Origin of the sequence: Lysinibacillus sp. CD3-6, from assembly GCF_006351725.2 — a bacterium.
In the GTDB taxonomy this organism is placed as follows: Bacteria; Bacillota; Bacilli; order Bacillales_A; family Planococcaceae; genus Lysinibacillus.
The window spans coordinates 3,126,606-3,141,788 of record NZ_CP085880.1; the positions used below are offsets into that span (position 1 = coordinate 3,126,606).

Here is a 15,183-nt window from a genome sequence, read left to right on the forward strand (position 1 = left end):
GCTAGTAAACCTCCCTGAAGCGTTTCGAAATATAATGAGCAAGTAGATTCATCATTAAAGTAAAGATAAATAAAGTGAATCCAACTGAATAAATCGAGTAATAAATTGTCGTGCCATAGCCTGCATCACCTGTTGATACTTGTACAATATAGGCTGTCATTGTTTGGATGGAATCTGTAACATCAAGATTAAATTTAGGAGTTGATCCACCAGCAAGTGATACAATCATCGTCTCCCCTATTGCCCGGGAAATAGCGAGTACTACTGATGCTATAATCCCCGATAAAGCTGCTGGTAACACTACTTTTATAGCAACTTCAAACTTCGTTGCACCTAGGGCTAAAGCCCCTTCACGCATACTGTTAGGTACAGATGACATCGCATCCTCAGATAGTGAAGTAATCATTGGCAAAATCATAATGCCCACTACAATCCCTGGACTAAGTGCATTAAACAGCTTAAGTTGCGGGATGATTTCTTGTAGCAAAGGCGTGACAAACGTCAATGCAAAGAAACCATAGACAATTGTTGGCACACCTGCTAGCACTTCTAATATCGGTTTAACCGTACGTCTTATTTTTTCGCTTGCATATTCACTCAAATATATTGCTGAAGCAATCCCAAATGGTACAGCTACGGCAACTGCAATGAATGTAACTTTCAGTGTCCCTGCGATAAGTGGTAATATCCCAAATAAAGGCTCCTTCCCAGAAAACGGTAGCCACTGTGTACCAAATAGAAAATCCGTAATCGAAACACGTTTAAAGAACTCAAACGTTTCAAAAATAAGGGTGAAAACAATGCCAAATGTCGTCAAAATCGAGATAAGCGCTGCAGAAAATAATAAAGCTGGCATGGCTTTTTCCACTATTTTCTTAGTTTTTTGATTGCGCGAATTTGCAATTAATTGTTGCACAGATGATGTCTTATTTTCTTTATGAGAAACCATTGGGTACTCCTTTCCATTAAGCAAGGGAAAGAGTATACATCTCTTTCCCTCTATGCATGTCTGCTTATTTTAAACCTTCTAAAGTTTTTAAGCCTTCAGCATATTTTTCGTCAGGTAGACTAACATAACCTACAGCCTCTGCCATATCCCCTGCATTTTCAAGTGTGAATTTGATGAAATCATATGCTGCAGCATTATCTTTAATAGCACTGTTCTTCACATATGTGAATAATGGACGTGAAAGTGGCGTATATTCGCCTGCTTCAATTGTGTCATGTGTTGGTTCAATACCATTTACTTTCACAATGTTTAATTTATCTTTATTTTCTAGGTAGTAAGCGAAACCGAAGAAGCCAATTGCGTTTTTGTCTCCAGCAACACCTTGGACTAGCATATTATCATCCTCTGATAATGTTGCAGCACTTACTAGATCAGCACCATCTAAAACTACTTCATCAAAGTAGTCATACGTACCAGAGTCAGTACCTGGTGAATAGAATACGATTTTCTCTGCTGGCCAAGATGGATCGATATCTGACCATTTTTTCTCTGTGCCATCTTCAGTCCAAATTTTCTTTAATTGATCTATCGTTAAATCCTTTGCCCAATCGTTTTCAGGGTTCACCACTATAGATAAACCATCATATGCTAAAGCTAACTCAGTGTAAGCAATTCCTGCTTGCTCTAGTTTTTCTTTCTCTTCAGTTTTTATAAAACGAGATGCATTTGAAAAGTCTGTTTCACCTGCGATGAATTTTTCAAAGCCGCCACCAGTACCAGAAACACCTACCGATACTTTGACATCCGGTTGTGCACCTGCATACTCTTCAACAACTGCTTCAATGATTGGTGCCACTGTTGATGAACCATCTCCAGCAACTGAACCTTGCAGTTTTTCGTCAGCAGCTTCTTGTCCTGAGTTCGCTGGTGCATTCGTTTCTGCATTGTTACCATTTTGCGCTGAGTTGTCTCCACTACATGCACCTAGCATTAATGCTGAACCCATTACCGCTGTCATCGTTAAGTACTTCCACTTTTTCATCTCATTTGCCTCCGTCACTAACTTTTTTATTTGTTGTTTGCCTTACAATCTTTACTATAATGACTTATTGTTGAATTCGTATAAATCGTTCGTAAAAGACACGTAAAGGAATGTAATGGTTTGTAAACGATTGTAAAGAAGCATTTACAATCGCTTTAATACTTGCTTCCTTTCGGGAACATGCTATAATAAACATTTGTGTCAAGAAATACTATAAGAGGAGTTTGACTTTGTGATTAATCATGCAAAAGTACAAAATGCCGATTACTTTAAAACATATTTAACACTTATCATGGACCATCGAGAGTTGTCTTTACAGGAGGCTATTGATTTTATGATGTCATCTTATTTCTTTAATAATATAGAGCTGTATGGAAAAAAACCGAAGCAACAGTTTGAATTAGCAATTCAACAACTTTCTGTCTAGTAAATCGCCGATAGGGGTCTAGTAATCGCCGATAGATATGTAGAAATCGCCGATAAATGCCCAAGAATCGCCGCTTACCTAGACAGAATCGCCGATAGAAATCCAAACGCTTTGACTATAAACAAAATAAAACCGCTAGGCATTTAACATGCGCTAGCGGTTTTTTTATTCTTGTTCATCCTCACCAATTTTTTCATCTGTAATTGCAGGTAAAATTGGTTGCTCTACTTTATTATCTGTCACTTTTGTAGTGTCATACTTTTCTTTTAGCTCATAGTACTTATCTAAAGCACGTCTTGCAATCGTATTGTTATTTGACAAATGTTGATTCAGGTTAGTAGTTGCCCACGGAATCACTACAGCATAAGCAATTTCAGGATTTTCATATGGTGCGTAACCAACATGCGTTAAATTAATAGTGTTTGTTCCATAACGCTCACGTAACGGACCATAGTAAACTACTTCGGCTGTTCCTGTTTTCCCCGCAGCTGTATACGGCGCATTTGCAAATGCTGAACGCGCTGTACCACGAGTACCTGTATAAACACGACGCAAACCTTGTTTAACATAATTAATTTCATCATCTGTATTATCGATATGATTTAAAATTCTTGGTCCTACTTCTGTCACTAATTGTCCTAGTTGTTGACCATCTTTTGATGGATCACGCACTTCTTTCACAACATGAGGCTGAATACGATAACCACCATTTGCTATCGTTGAAATGTATTGAGCAAGTTGTAGCGGTGTATACGTATCATACTGACCTATCGCTAAGTCGAGCGTTTTACCACCCATTGTCGGACCAGAAGGACCTTCAACACCACTGAATTCATTCGGTAAATCGATTCCTGTTTTAACGCCTAAACCAAATTGTGCATAAGAATTACGCATATTCGGGAATGTCTTATCATTTAATCGTAATGGCATCATATAGCTATATGGTGTGCCATTAATAAGCATTGCCGTTTTAAACATATAAACGTTGGAAGATTGTTCAAGTGCGCTTAATCCGTCCATTGAAATATAACCACCATGGTTGAATATCGATTTTTTTACTGGTGTGCCGAGTAAATGGATCGGTTCATCTCCTAAAACTGTACTTGGAGTAATTGCCCCTAGTTTATAACCTGTCAGCAAAGTGGCAGCTTTTACTACAGACCCTGCCTCATAAGCTGTTGTGAATGATCCATACGCATAATCCACAATGACATTTTTTCCTGTTTCAGAATCTTTTTCGATTTTTTTACCGACCATTGATAAAATGTCACCAGTATTCGGATCCATCATGACTAAGAAAGCACGGTCTAATAAACTAGAGCCTGACATTGCTTTTAAATTAAGCAATTCTTCCTCAACAATTTTTTCATTCGCTGCTTGTAACTCGCTATCAAAAGTTAATACTAAATCTTTTCCAGGCTCACCCTCATAGGTTGTGACAGTATCGACAACTTGCCCTTTTTTATTCGTAATATTTTTGACAACGGTTTTTTGCCCTTGTAAAAGCTCTTCATATTGCGCTTCAATATAACTTTCTCCTACGCGGTCATTACGTGAGTAATCTCGTGCTAAATAATAATTTAGCTTCTCTTTCGGTATACCCTTTGTTGGAACTGTTGTCCGTCCTAATACAGAAAGTGAAGATAGCTTGACACGCTTCCAGTCTGTCGTCGTGTTGACTCCTGGTAACTCTGTTAAACGTTCCGAAACACGTGCAAATTCATCAGCAGTTACATTTTCACTTTTAATGATTTGTGGCGATAAATTATATCCTGATACCATCTCACGATAAATGGCTAGTACTTCTAAATCAGCATCTGTTAATTGTGCTAATTCTTCGTCGGTAATGCGCTCACGCACAACCTTATCAATCTCTGCATTTGCTTGACTTGTCGTAATATTTTCTTGCGTTTTAATTTTCGTTTGCTCTGCATCAGAAATTTTTCCGTATGCCGCATCATGATTTTTTAGTATCCAAAAATCATATTTATCACGTAATGTGACACGATCTATCGGCTGATCAATTAGCTGCGCAAGCTTTTCTGCTATTGCTAACATATCCTCAGTTTTTGTCGTCTGCATTTTCGTATATGTAATTGCATTTTCTGGCTGATTATCAACTAAAATTCGCCCATAACGATCATACATTCTACCCCTAGGCACACTAGTATTAACAGGTACTTCCTCTGTCCGTTCTAAAATACGAACATAATCTTCCCCTTTTACTATTTGCATATAACCAAGCCTAAAAATTAACATCGAAAACACGATAAATATAGCAAAGAAAAGGACATTCATACGAAATGTTAAATTAGAGTGATGCTTTGCTTTAACACTCGCTGCGCGATTTTTTCCCGGTGCTTTGCGCATATGTATTACCCTCCTCATCTAATAACTGTTTAAATACACGATACCTAGTATACCATTCGAAGCTGAGTCAGAAAAGCATACACTTGAATCAATTTCATAATTTGCTTTTCATCATTCAAACAACCATTGAAAAAAGAATTACGCTTTAGAAGTAAACGCTTTCCATTGCCTTTCACTCCATTAGCAAGCTCGTCATTTTATTTGACGGTACTTTGCAAGAAAAGTTTCCTTCCATGCCTATTGATTTTTTAAATCTGATAACTAAATGGGGTATTTTTCTTAGTGCGATTAATATATTTAAAAAGGGCTATGCCTAGGTGATTTTTCACCCTTCGCATAGCCCTTTACTTGAACTTAATTTTATTCGTTTTGCTTCACTGTTGTCAGCTTCGCCAAAACATAATTATTTTGCAGCTTGGAATTTAGCTTCTACTACATCCCAGTTTACTACGTTCCAGAAAGCACTGATGTAATCTGGACGACGGTTTTGGTAATTTAAGTAGTAAGCGTGCTCCCAAACATCTAATCCTAGGATTGGTGTTTTACCTTCCATAATTGGAGAGTCTTGGTTTGGTGTAGATGTAACTGCTACAGAATCACCATCAACAATTAACCAAGCCCAACCTGAACCGAAGCGAGTTGTTGCAGCTTTAGCAAACTCTTCTTTGAAAGCATCGAAAGAACCAAATTTAGCATCGATTGCTTTTGCTACTTCACCAACTGGAGTGTTTGAACCGCCTGGAGCGATTAATTCCCAGAATAGTGTGTGGTTAGCATGTCCGCCGCCATTGTTACGAACTGCAGTTTGTTTGTCAGCAGGAAGTGCATCGATGTTTGCGATTAAGTTGTTAATGTCTTTTTCAGCAAATTCAGTACCTTCTACTGCTGCGTTTAAATTTGTTACATAAGTATTGTGATGTTTCGAATAGTGAATTTCCATTGTTTTTGCATCGATATTTGGTTCTAATGCGTCATATGCATAAGTTAATTGTGGTAATTCGTAAGCCATTTTTAAGTTCCTCCCTAAAATAAAGAAATAATTAGTACATCCTTAGATTATCAAAATTGGTCAAACCATTCAATGAAAAATACCTCAAATCAAAGATTTCAGCCTTTTGACCGAAAAAACAATCCAATGTCTATCATACCCACTTCTTTATTTTGTTAAACTTTATAATTACACCCACAAAAAATACTCATACAAATTATATGGCAATAAAGAAAACGACAATCATTACAATTTGAATAACCGCTTTCGCTAGCGTTGATGTTAAAAAGCCGATAAGGGAGCCAACACCACTTTTTACTGCTTCTCCAACTGTTCTTCGCTCCACAAGAAGCTCTGCAATCACCGCTCCTAAAAATGGACCTACTAATATTCCTGCAACAGGAATAACAAATGGACCAATTAATAGCCCAATAGTACTTCCCCACATTCCTGCATTGGAACCGCCAAATTTTTTAATACCAAAAGCGTTTGCAACAGTATCCGCACCAAATAGTAGGACAACAAATAAAATTTCAATTGCCCAGAACCACCAGCTTAAATCGGCGAATGAGAAAAATAATCCGTACAGTAAAAACCCACCGAGTAAAAATAAAACACCAGGGATTATCGGATACACTAGTCCTACAAATGAAATGATAAAGCAGGCAATTACTACGATCCAGCCAACGACCTCCATAAACATTCTCTCCTTTTGTCGTGCATTGCCTTTAATACGAAACATCATCTTAAAAGTTTCATACTTAATGACGAATACCTAATATAGAATCTGCAATATTAACAGCATGATCTCCGATTCTCTCCAAGTTACTCACAATATCCGTATAAACGATACCTGCAGCGCCACTACATTCATTTGTATTTAAACGTGCGATATGTTTTTGTCTTAGTTTATCCTCCATATCATCAATTAAACTCTCTAGCTCTGTTACCTCTTGTGCCAAACTAAGACTCGCTGTATCAAGTGCTTCAATGCTTTTACGTACTGCTTCAATCGCGAGACTGAACATACCAATTAAATCTTGTCGCGCTGATTTACTTAAACTTACCTCATGGTGATCTTTATATTGTAATAGCTCTAATATATTTTCAAAGTGATCCCCAATACGCTCAATATCACGTACATTTGTTAGCAGCGTATGATGACGAACCGAATCTGCATGAGAAAGTGGCTGCTTTGATATCATGACTAAATAATTTGTTATTTCTTTATCTAAGTGATTGAGAGCAACTTCTAATTGTAATACGGTCGGAATATGTGCTGACTCTCCCGTTTTCATGTATAGGAACGTTTCTTCTAAGCCTCTAAGTGCATGATCTCCCATCCGCAACACTTCCTCTTTTGCTTGCCCTAGCGCAATGGCAGGAGAAGAGTCAATGAATGCTGGATCTAGATGCTTCGTTGTAACATCAATATTGCCATCATGACCAGGTAATATTTTCGTTACTAGTAACGATAGCCCTGCAATAAATGGTAGTTGAATCATCATATTAAAAACATTAAATGAGCCATGTGCTACAGCTATTTGCATGCGAGGCTCCAAGTGAAACAGAGCACTAATCCATTGTACATAGTTTATAAATGGCGTAAACAACAACATAAAAATAACTGTCCCAAATACATTAAATAATACATGTGCTGCTGCAGCTCGCTTTGCATAGATTGAAGCACCTAGTGAAGCTAAAACAGCCGTTATTGTCGTTCCTATATTTTCGCCAAATAAAATCGGTAGTGCGCCATTTAAGCCAATTAAGTTCTCAGCATATAAGCCTTGAAGTACCCCGACTGTCGCTGTCGAGCTTTGTACGAGCAACGTAAAAATAGTACCTAGAAATATTCCAATTACAGGCTGGTTACTTAGATGAATGGTTAATGATTCGAAATCCGCTAATTGATGCAACGACTGCATACTTGCACTCATTAACTCTAGCCCTAAAAACAAACCACCAAAGCCAAATAATATTTGGCCAATATGATGGTAGATTGCTTTTTTAAAGAAAAACAAACACGCTGCACCAATTGCAAGTAGTGGATAAAAATAAATACCAATATTAATACCAATAATAAATGCCGTTATCGTTGTACCAATATTAGCCCCCATAATAACGCCAATCGCTTGACGTAGTGTTAAGAAGCCTGCACTCACTAGGCCAACAGCAATCACTGTTGTTGCTGAGCTCGACTGGATACAAACCGTTACGATAATACCAACTAACACACCCATTAGGGGATTTGTCGTAAATCGATTTAACCATTCTCGAAGTCTATCATCTGCCGATTTTTGTAAACCTTCCCCCATATATTTTATGGAAAATAAAAAGACCCCTAATCCGCCTAAAAATTGAAATAATATGCTTTGCCAATCTATTGTCAATGGTTTTCGCTCCAATTCCTACGTCTCTACTACTCTATTCCTAATCATTAAATGAAATTGTACAAAAAGTAAAGAAAACCTTTAACTTCTTTACACAATGTTAACATTTTAGCATCGTATTCTCAGATAAAGTTACGCAGATCCATATCTAGTCATTCCTGAACATGTTAGAATAACGTTTGGAGGTGATATAAATGAAACACTCACAATTATTCATCGATAGTTTAATACACCCTAAAAAACTAGCAGCCTATCGTTTACTACCTATCGGAAAAGTGATCCAATATACCTTTCTATTAATTACGATTGTTACTGTATTTTCTTTTGGACGTTTTTCTGCTGATATGTCTATCAATACCATTGATATTAGCGGTATAACCGAATACATAGAACAAATAAAGTGGCTTTTATACCCTGTTACATTCATTATGCTGTTTGTAATGACGACTATGTTAATTTTTGGACAAATTGCGCTCTATGCATTAGCAGGATTATTTATATTAAAAATCATGAAACGCCGTGGTGAATACCGCCATATTTGGCGCACAACAACATTCGCAATTACATGGGCCATTATTTTGAGCATGCTAGCAGAATACCTTCCAAATATAGCTACGATTATCTCTATTTTGTCATTGCTTTTAACTTTAACTCTATTAATCGTAGCCTTTACAAAATATCCGAAACAACCAATTTCAAAATAATAGGCATGATTCCCCTCTCTTCTCAATATAGTGTAGAAAAAGGAGGGGATTTTTTGCGTGCATTCTTATTAACTGTCGCAATCGTGCTTATCGCATTTATCGTTAAAGTAGATTTAACAGAAGGAACACTATCTCTTGCTGCCTTCTATCCGAAAGAAAGTCAAAATGCACTTTGTGAAGATCAGCGCGAGCCTACTTACATTAGTGTACAAACTATTCAAGGTGATACGATACATAGCTTATTTGCACTACACCCTGCAAAAGTGCCAATGACCTTTCCAGAACGACTGGAGCTTTTTTATCAATTAAATCCACATTTACAATTACAAGCACTTGTACCAGGCGAAAATATTAAGCTTCCCCTCTCTTTTGCATTCGAAAATAAATGTGGAAAATGAAAAGTTAACGTTTCTTCCTTGTCCTTATTTTCTTACACTGATAAAATAAGTGTCAGTGACGGCTGAAAGTAGTGGCCCGAAAAGGAGAGAAAGTTAATGAGTGAAATTTGTCACCGTTCAAAAACACGTCCAGTACGTGTCGGTAATTTAACAATTGGTGGTAGTAATGAATTATTCATTCAAAGTATGTGTACAACAAAAACACATGATGTCGAAGCAACAGTAGCAGAAATTCTTCGACTTGAAGAAGCAGGCTGTCAAATCGTTCGCGTTGCAGTCCCAGATGAGCGTGCGGCTGATGCAATCGCAGAAATAAAGAAACGTATCCATATTCCATTAGTAGCTGATATTCACTTTGACTATAAATTAGCTTTAAAAGCAATTGAAAATGGTATTGATAAAGTTCGTATTAACCCAGGTAACATTGGGCGTAAAGAAAAAGTTGAAGCGGTTGTTACCGCAGCAAAAGCAAAAGGAATTCCTATTCGTATTGGCGTAAATGCTGGTTCATTAGAGCGTCATATTCTTGAGAAATACGGCTATCCAACTGCAGATGGCATGGTAGAATCTGCATTACACCATATTAAAATTTTGGAAGACTTAGATTTCCACGATATTATCGTGTCAATGAAAGCATCAGACGTCAATTTAGCGATTGAAGCATACGAAAAAGCTGCAAAAGCATTTGATTATCCTCTACATTTAGGGATTACAGAATCAGGTACACTTTTTGCAGGGACTGTAAAATCAGCTGCTGGGCTTGGCGCGATTTTGTCAAAAGGTATTGGTAATACGCTGCGTATTTCTCTTTCAGCCGATCCTGTGGAGGAAATAAAAGTTGCACGTGAGCTATTAAAATCATTTGGCCTAGCGTCAAATATGGCTACACTGATTTCATGTCCTACATGTGGACGTATTGAAATCGATCTTATTTCGATTGCAAACGAAGTTGAAGAATACATTTCTAAATTAAATGTTCCTTTAAAAGTTGCTGTTCTAGGCTGTGCCGTAAATGGTCCTGGTGAAGCGCGTGAAGCAGATATCGGTATAGCTGGTGCGCGAGGTGAAGGTCTTTTATTCATGAAAGGCAAAACGGTCCGTAAAGTGCCAGAAGAAACAATGGTAGAAGAGTTGAAAAAAGAAATTGATAAGCTAGCTGCCGAAATGGCAGAAAAACGCGCGGCTGAAGAAGCAGCAAAAGCGAACGCCTAAGGAGGTGCTTGCATGACAAAGCCCCGTTTTGGAATCGATATAGACGGAACAGTCACATGTCCTAGTACACTCATTCCTCATATTAATAAGCAGTATAATGTGAATATTACATTGGATGATGTATGTGAATATGATTTTTTATCAGCATTTCCCCATCCAGTTGATCGCTCAGCTTTCAACTCGTGGTTTAAGGAAAATGAGCCCTATATGTATGAAGTTTCTGAGGCCGCAAAAGATGCCAAAGAAATTTTAAGTGCTTGGCAAAATACTTATGAGCTTTATTACATTTCTGCACGCGGTCAAAATGTATCAGATATTACGATGAACTGGTTTAAATCACAGGCTATCCCATTCGATCATATCGAGCTAATTGGTAGTCATGATAAACTAGCTACAGCGAAAAAGCATGGTGTAGCAGCTTTCTTTGAGGATAAACATGATAATGCTGTGATGCTCGCTGAAGAATTAAAAATTCCTGTAGTATTATTTGATACACCATACAATCGTCTTACTGTACCTGACAATGTTGTGCGTGTTTATAATTGGCAAGAAGCAAATCAATTTATTACGAATTACTTTAAATAATTCGTGTGAAATTAATAACAAAAGAGTCGTGTTTCCTTTTATGGAACACGACTCTTTTGTTATTAGTTACAATGAAGAACTTGTCTAAAAATCATTTATGGCAACACACTTGACATGCGTTTTATACTTCGAGAATCCCCCGTAACCAACGCTCAACAAAATTTTCAAAAGTTATCCCATAATTATCATATACTGCATGATAAACAAAATATGTTCCTAATCGGTCGAGTATTTCATCATTGATTTTCATCCTAAAACGCTCCCCTTTCGAATAACAATTATTTAAACATTCAATCTATTCATCTTTTACAATCCTCTAAACTTTGGAAAAGGTCGTATCGTTGAAAATACGTCACAATCTGCCTCTAACATACCCTTTCTTCATAATTTTCTTTTCGATAATATAGTAGTAACAACTAGTGGAACTGGGGGTACTCCTTGTGAAATGGATGACAAAACTAGCTTTCGTAACAAGCCTGTCTGTTTTGCTTGCTGGCTGTGGCGATCGACTAACTGAAATTAAAGATGCCTTTTCGGGGATTAACTCAGCAGCTGATGCAGCAGCTAGCGCAGTTAGCCGCGATGTGCATGCAATTAGAGCACTGACAATTAACTACAACGACGAATCCTTTACAATTAATGATCTTTTTAAAACTATTTTACGTGACTTACGCTGGGAATATGACGGTAAAAAAAACGAGCTTCATGTACAAGGCACATGGCAGGCACCATTATTCTCTGAGCAGGCTTGGGATGAACGTATGCAAAAACAGCTTGCTGAATCAGGTGTAGTAAGCATTACATGTGTAATTGAGGATGACCAAATAGATAGCTCGCAGACGGAAATAACGCTTATATTAAATCAAGAGAAGATACTACAATTAAGTGGCGATGAAGCACTTCGTCATCTATATGATACATATTTTAAAAAATAATTTTTATAGCTTTTCTAACGGTTATCGTTAGAGAAGCTATTTTTATGTAGAGTAACTCAATTTGCACGACATTCTCTCAAATAAGGCATTTGACACAAAGTAATCTTACAATTTAGAAATATTAAAGCTTTTTATTTGAATGCTCGTAAACCATCACGTTATAATCAAAGTATCACGTGACGGTTTGGAGGTCATTGCATTGGGACAGAAAAACTAAAAATTGGTGAACTTGCTCAAAAAACAGGCATTACAAAAAGAACAATTGATTATTATACAAATTTAGGTCTGTTGGAGGCAGAACGTTCCGAATCAAACTATCGCTATTACGACCATGCGATGATTGATCGACTTTATTTTATTGAACAGCGTAAACAAGAAGGGCTTTCACTTGGAGAAATACAAGAAGCACTTAATATTCCTAGTTATGAAGAAATCGATGTTCAAATGCTACGTTTAAAAATGCAAGATTTAGAACATGATGTATCATCTTTACTTGAACAAATGAACAATCAAGACAATAAAAATATCCAATCAATAAAAAAAAATGTTTCACCTGAAAGCATTGCACTTATGCAATCTTTATTACTACTTATTAATACCTAGGAGGTGACGTTCTGTTTTGCAGAACGACTATTTGGAGACCATACTGAATTTATCAATTTTCACGATTTTATTAGCGTTAACCGCGTTTTTCGTCGCAACGGAATTTTCAATTGTTAAAATGCGTTCCTCTAGACTTGACCAATTAATCGCAGAGGGCAATAAGAAAGCTATTCCCGCGAAGCATGTTGTCAATCACTTAGATGAATACCTATCTGCCTGTCAGCTTGGCATAACGATAACAGCACTTGGCATCGGGATGGTAGGAGAAAAAACCTTTGAATTTATGCTGCACCCATTTTTTGAAATAATCGGAATTTCTGATAAGTATATACCGATTTTCACAATTGGTACCGCTTTCGCTATCGCTACTTTTTTACATGTTGTCGTTGGAGAATTGGCACCAAAAACTGCAGCTATCCAAAAGACGGAAAAGATTGCATTACTTTTTGCTAAACCGATTATCGCTTTCTATAAATTGATGTACCCATTCATTTGGTTTTTGAACGGATCAGCACGTATTCTTCTAGGCTTCTTCGGCATGAAGCCAGCAAATGAGCACGAGATATCGCATACAGAAGAAGAATTGCGCTCATTGCTATCTGAAAGTTTTAAAAGCGGTGAAATCAATAAAACTGAGTTAAAATTCGTTAATAATGTTTTTGAATTTGACGAGCGGATTGCTCGTGAAATTATGGTTCCCCGCACAGAAATGGCAGGCATTGAAAAGAACGAAACTTTTACCAATATTATTCATTTTATTGCCTCTGAAAAATATACTCGCTACCCTATTTATGATGGCGACCGAGATAATATTTTGGGCTTTATTAATGCAAAAGAGTTATTCACCCATGGTTTACTAGAACAATTAACTGATGAATCATTTGTGCTTGAAGATTTTATTAACCCTGTTATTCGAGTTATAGAAACGACACCTATTCAACAATTACTTGGACGAATGCAAAAGGAACGCATTCATATGGCTATTTTAATGGATGAATACGGTGGAACTTCTGGACTTGTAACGGTTGAAGATATTTTAGAAGAAATCGTTGGGGAGATTCGTGATGAGTTTGACGATGATGAAGTTGCTGAAATTCGAAAATTAGGCGATAATCACTATATTTTGAATGCTAAAATGCTAGTAGAAGATGTAGAAAACCTACTACAAATTTCACTAGATACAGATGATGTTGAAACACTTGGTGGTTGGTTCTTAACTGTCAATAATGGTATTAAGGCTAGTAAAAATATTGAGCTGGCACAGTATGTATTTAGCATCTTTGAACAACATGGTCATCAGCTTCACTATATTGAAGTTCGTCCCCTTCTTAAAGCTGCCCCTGTTACAACAGAAGGCTAACTGGACACTTTTCCTTACTCATTTGAAGTATCAAATGGCAAGCAAAACTTAAGATAAATATGGCTCTACTAGTATTTCTATATACTTTTCGACTCATTCCATTATTAGCCATATTTATATATAATGAATTTATAAATGATTCTTTTTTAGGGGGCAATGCTATGAAACTTTTTAAACTTTATCATTCTGACGGTATCCACATTATTACCGATGTCAAAAAACACAAGACAAATATTGAATTAAAAACAATTACTGGGGAAATTTTATATATTATCGTTGTAACGGACGAAAACTATACAGTATACGATGACCGCTTTGCTGGGGCTTCTAAGCAGTTAAATTCTGTTGAAGCATTCGATATTGATGGAAGCTTCAGAAGTCTTGACTTTGATAATATGCGTTCATTATTCAAAGAAGCCTTTACGAAACTATTACAAGAAATCGCTGAGTGTGTAAATGATGGAGACGAGCTTGTGGATCTTGATACACTTCGTCATAAAGTAAGTGCCCAAATTAAAGGGATTCATTTCAGGGTTATTTCTGATACAAAAAAATATGAATATTAATAACCCATAATCACAAGCAGCAGACTGTTCAATGAGTAAGAATCTTCTTTGAGCAGTCTTTTTCTGTCGCTCCGTATTCATTCACCGATCGTATGCTAGCTCTTCAAATCTTTGCCCTTCTATTTTGACTTTCATGTATAATGAACCATAACAACCTAGATAGAAAGGATGTTTGCATGAATCGTGAACAACTAATTTTACTCATTTCAGAGAAGTTAAAATTAATTCGAACAGAAAGATCATTAACGCAAGATCAAATGAGCAACCTATTAGGACTTTCCAAAAAAACACTCGTGCAAATTGAAAAAGGTCGAATTCAAACGGGTTGGACTACTACAGTTGCAATATGCGCATTATGTCGTGAAAGTTCAATTTTACAGCTTGAGCTAGGCGGTGACCCCCTTGAGGTTGTTGACCTAATTGCCAACAACGGCACTTTACAACCTAAGGAAAAAACGATGGGCGGATACATATGGTGGAAAAACGTAAATGAGTGGAAAGGCTATCGTTTACAACAAAATATGATTAGTCAGCATTATCGAATTTTAGATACCGACAACTATCGCCTGCTTTCAACCTTTGAGGAAAGCATTGCTGAGCAAGAATGGAACAAAATCAAAAACACTTAAATTTCTGATTTGAATATAAATC

17 protein-coding genes are annotated in these 15,183 nt (G+C 36.9%); 10 read left to right on the forward strand and 7 right to left on the reverse strand.

Going from position 1 to position 15,183, the window contains the following annotated elements; translation table 11 throughout:
• Position 1 precedes the first annotated feature (1 nt).
• Together pstC and FH508_RS15590 are read right to left on the reverse strand one after the other, a co-directional pair.
• Positions 2 to 949, reverse strand: coding sequence for a phosphate ABC transporter permease subunit PstC (gene pstC, locus FH508_RS15585; RefSeq protein WP_172772012.1), 948 nt, complete (start codon positions 947 to 949; stop codon positions 2 to 4).
• Positions 950 to 1,013: 64 nt separating this feature from the next.
• Complete coding sequence (locus FH508_RS15590; protein ID WP_172772013.1) at positions 1,014 to 1,991, reverse strand: PstS family phosphate ABC transporter substrate-binding protein; 978 nt, start codon at positions 1,989 to 1,991, stop codon at positions 1,014 to 1,016.
• A gap of 232 nt (positions 1,992 to 2,223) precedes the next feature.
• On the opposite strand from FH508_RS15590, the gene FH508_RS15595 reads away from it, so the two are divergent.
• Positions 2,224 to 2,418, forward strand: a complete 195-nt coding sequence (locus FH508_RS15595; RefSeq protein WP_217270153.1) for a hypothetical protein — start codon at positions 2,224 to 2,226, stop codon at positions 2,416 to 2,418.
• A 165-nt stretch (positions 2,419 to 2,583) separates the two neighbouring features.
• On the opposite strand, the gene FH508_RS15600 is transcribed toward FH508_RS15595, so the two are convergent.
• The 4 genes from FH508_RS15600 to FH508_RS15615 all read right to left on the reverse strand — a co-directional run bounded on the left by FH508_RS15600 (position 2,584) and on the right by FH508_RS15615 (position 8,169).
• Positions 2,584 to 4,788: a peptidoglycan D,D-transpeptidase FtsI family protein gene (locus tag FH508_RS15600; protein WP_172772014.1), complete on the reverse strand. Its 2,205-nt coding sequence runs from the start codon at positions 4,786 to 4,788 to the stop codon at positions 2,584 to 2,586.
• Positions 4,789 to 5,191: 403 nt separating this feature from the next.
• Positions 5,192 to 5,797 (reverse strand): superoxide dismutase, encoded by a 606-nt coding sequence (locus tag FH508_RS15605; protein ID WP_172772015.1) that lies wholly within the window; start codon positions 5,795 to 5,797, stop codon positions 5,192 to 5,194.
• Between the two features lie 196 nt (positions 5,798 to 5,993).
• Positions 5,994 to 6,473 (reverse strand): DUF456 domain-containing protein, encoded by a 480-nt coding sequence (locus FH508_RS15610; RefSeq protein ID WP_173477646.1) that lies wholly within the window; start codon positions 6,471 to 6,473, stop codon positions 5,994 to 5,996.
• Between the two features lie 64 nt (positions 6,474 to 6,537).
• Positions 6,538 to 8,169, reverse strand: coding sequence for a Na/Pi cotransporter family protein (locus tag FH508_RS15615; protein WP_172772016.1), 1,632 nt, complete (start codon positions 8,167 to 8,169; stop codon positions 6,538 to 6,540).
• A gap of 194 nt (positions 8,170 to 8,363) precedes the next feature.
• On the opposite strand from FH508_RS15615, the gene FH508_RS15620 reads away from it, so the two are divergent.
• The 4 genes from FH508_RS15620 to FH508_RS15635 all read left to right on the forward strand — a co-directional run bounded on the left by FH508_RS15620 (position 8,364) and on the right by FH508_RS15635 (position 11,068).
• On the forward strand, positions 8,364 to 8,873 hold the full coding sequence (locus FH508_RS15620; protein ID WP_172772017.1) for a DUF1189 family protein: 510 nt from the start codon (positions 8,364 to 8,366) through the stop codon (positions 8,871 to 8,873).
• Positions 8,874 to 8,926: 53 nt separating this feature from the next.
• A complete protein-coding gene (locus tag FH508_RS15625; protein WP_172772018.1) occupies positions 8,927 to 9,271 on the forward strand; it encodes a hypothetical protein in 345 nt (114 codons plus the stop codon).
• Positions 9,272 to 9,367: 96 nt separating this feature from the next.
• Positions 9,368 to 10,483, forward strand: coding sequence for a flavodoxin-dependent (E)-4-hydroxy-3-methylbut-2-enyl-diphosphate synthase (gene ispG / locus FH508_RS15630; protein ID WP_172772019.1), 1,116 nt, complete (start codon positions 9,368 to 9,370; stop codon positions 10,481 to 10,483).
• Between the two features lie 12 nt (positions 10,484 to 10,495).
• A complete protein-coding gene (locus tag FH508_RS15635) occupies positions 10,496 to 11,068 on the forward strand; it encodes a 5' nucleotidase, NT5C type (RefSeq protein ID WP_172772020.1) in 573 nt (190 codons plus the stop codon).
• Positions 11,069 to 11,189: 121 nt separating this feature from the next.
• On the opposite strand, the gene FH508_RS23975 is transcribed toward FH508_RS15635, so the two are convergent.
• The gene (locus tag FH508_RS23975) at positions 11,190 to 11,318 is read right to left on the reverse strand and encodes a hypothetical protein (RefSeq protein WP_255313805.1); all 129 of its coding nucleotides are present in this window, start codon (positions 11,316 to 11,318) and stop codon (positions 11,190 to 11,192) included.
• A 199-nt stretch (positions 11,319 to 11,517) separates the two neighbouring features.
• On the opposite strand from FH508_RS23975, the gene FH508_RS15640 reads away from it, so the two are divergent.
• The 5 genes from FH508_RS15640 to FH508_RS15660 all read left to right on the forward strand — a co-directional run bounded on the left by FH508_RS15640 (position 11,518) and on the right by FH508_RS15660 (position 15,161).
• The gene (locus FH508_RS15640) at positions 11,518 to 12,003 is read left to right on the forward strand and encodes a hypothetical protein (RefSeq protein ID WP_217270134.1); all 486 of its coding nucleotides are present in this window, start codon (positions 11,518 to 11,520) and stop codon (positions 12,001 to 12,003) included.
• Between the two features lie 261 nt (positions 12,004 to 12,264).
• Positions 12,265 to 12,606 (forward strand): MerR family transcriptional regulator, encoded by a 342-nt coding sequence (locus tag FH508_RS15645; protein ID WP_255639750.1) that lies wholly within the window; start codon positions 12,265 to 12,267, stop codon positions 12,604 to 12,606.
• Positions 12,607 to 12,637: 31 nt separating this feature from the next.
• A complete protein-coding gene (locus tag FH508_RS15650; RefSeq protein ID WP_173477648.1) occupies positions 12,638 to 13,966 on the forward strand; it encodes a hemolysin family protein in 1,329 nt (442 codons plus the stop codon).
• A 161-nt stretch (positions 13,967 to 14,127) separates the two neighbouring features.
• Positions 14,128 to 14,532, forward strand: a complete 405-nt coding sequence (locus tag FH508_RS15655; protein WP_172772022.1) for a hypothetical protein — start codon at positions 14,128 to 14,130, stop codon at positions 14,530 to 14,532.
• Between the two features lie 176 nt (positions 14,533 to 14,708).
• Positions 14,709 to 15,161: a helix-turn-helix transcriptional regulator gene (locus FH508_RS15660; RefSeq protein ID WP_172772023.1), complete on the forward strand. Its 453-nt coding sequence runs from the start codon at positions 14,709 to 14,711 to the stop codon at positions 15,159 to 15,161.
• Positions 15,162 to 15,183 lie beyond the last annotated feature (22 nt).

Coding starts and splice junctions, on each gene's coding strand:
- pstC (WP_172772012.1), bottom strand. CDS start 949: ATGGTTTCTCATAAAGAAAATAAGACATCATCTGTGCAACAATTAATT.
- FH508_RS15590 (WP_172772013.1), bottom strand. CDS start 1,991: ATGAAAAAGTGGAAGTACTTAACGATGACAGCGGTAATGGGTTCAGCA.
- FH508_RS15600 (WP_172772014.1), bottom strand. CDS start 4,788: ATGCGCAAAGCACCGGGAAAAAATCGCGCAGCGAGTGTTAAAGCAAAG.
- FH508_RS15605 (WP_172772015.1), bottom strand. CDS start 5,797: ATGGCTTACGAATTACCACAATTAACTTATGCATATGACGCATTAGAA.
- FH508_RS15610 (WP_173477646.1), bottom strand. CDS start 6,473: ATGGAGGTCGTTGGCTGGATCGTAGTAATTGCCTGCTTTATCATTTCA.
- FH508_RS15620 (WP_172772017.1), top strand. CDS start 8,364: ATGAAACACTCACAATTATTCATCGATAGTTTAATACACCCTAAAAAA.
- ispG (WP_172772019.1), top strand. CDS start 9,368: ATGAGTGAAATTTGTCACCGTTCAAAAACACGTCCAGTACGTGTCGGT.
- FH508_RS15635 (WP_172772020.1), top strand. CDS start 10,496: ATGACAAAGCCCCGTTTTGGAATCGATATAGACGGAACAGTCACATGT.
- FH508_RS23975 (WP_255313805.1), bottom strand. CDS start 11,318: ATGAAAATCAATGATGAAATACTCGACCGATTAGGAACATATTTTGTT.
- FH508_RS15640 (WP_217270134.1), top strand. CDS start 11,518: ATGACAAAACTAGCTTTCGTAACAAGCCTGTCTGTTTTGCTTGCTGGC.
- FH508_RS15655 (WP_172772022.1), top strand. CDS start 14,128: ATGAAACTTTTTAAACTTTATCATTCTGACGGTATCCACATTATTACC.
- FH508_RS15660 (WP_172772023.1), top strand. CDS start 14,709: ATGAATCGTGAACAACTAATTTTACTCATTTCAGAGAAGTTAAAATTA.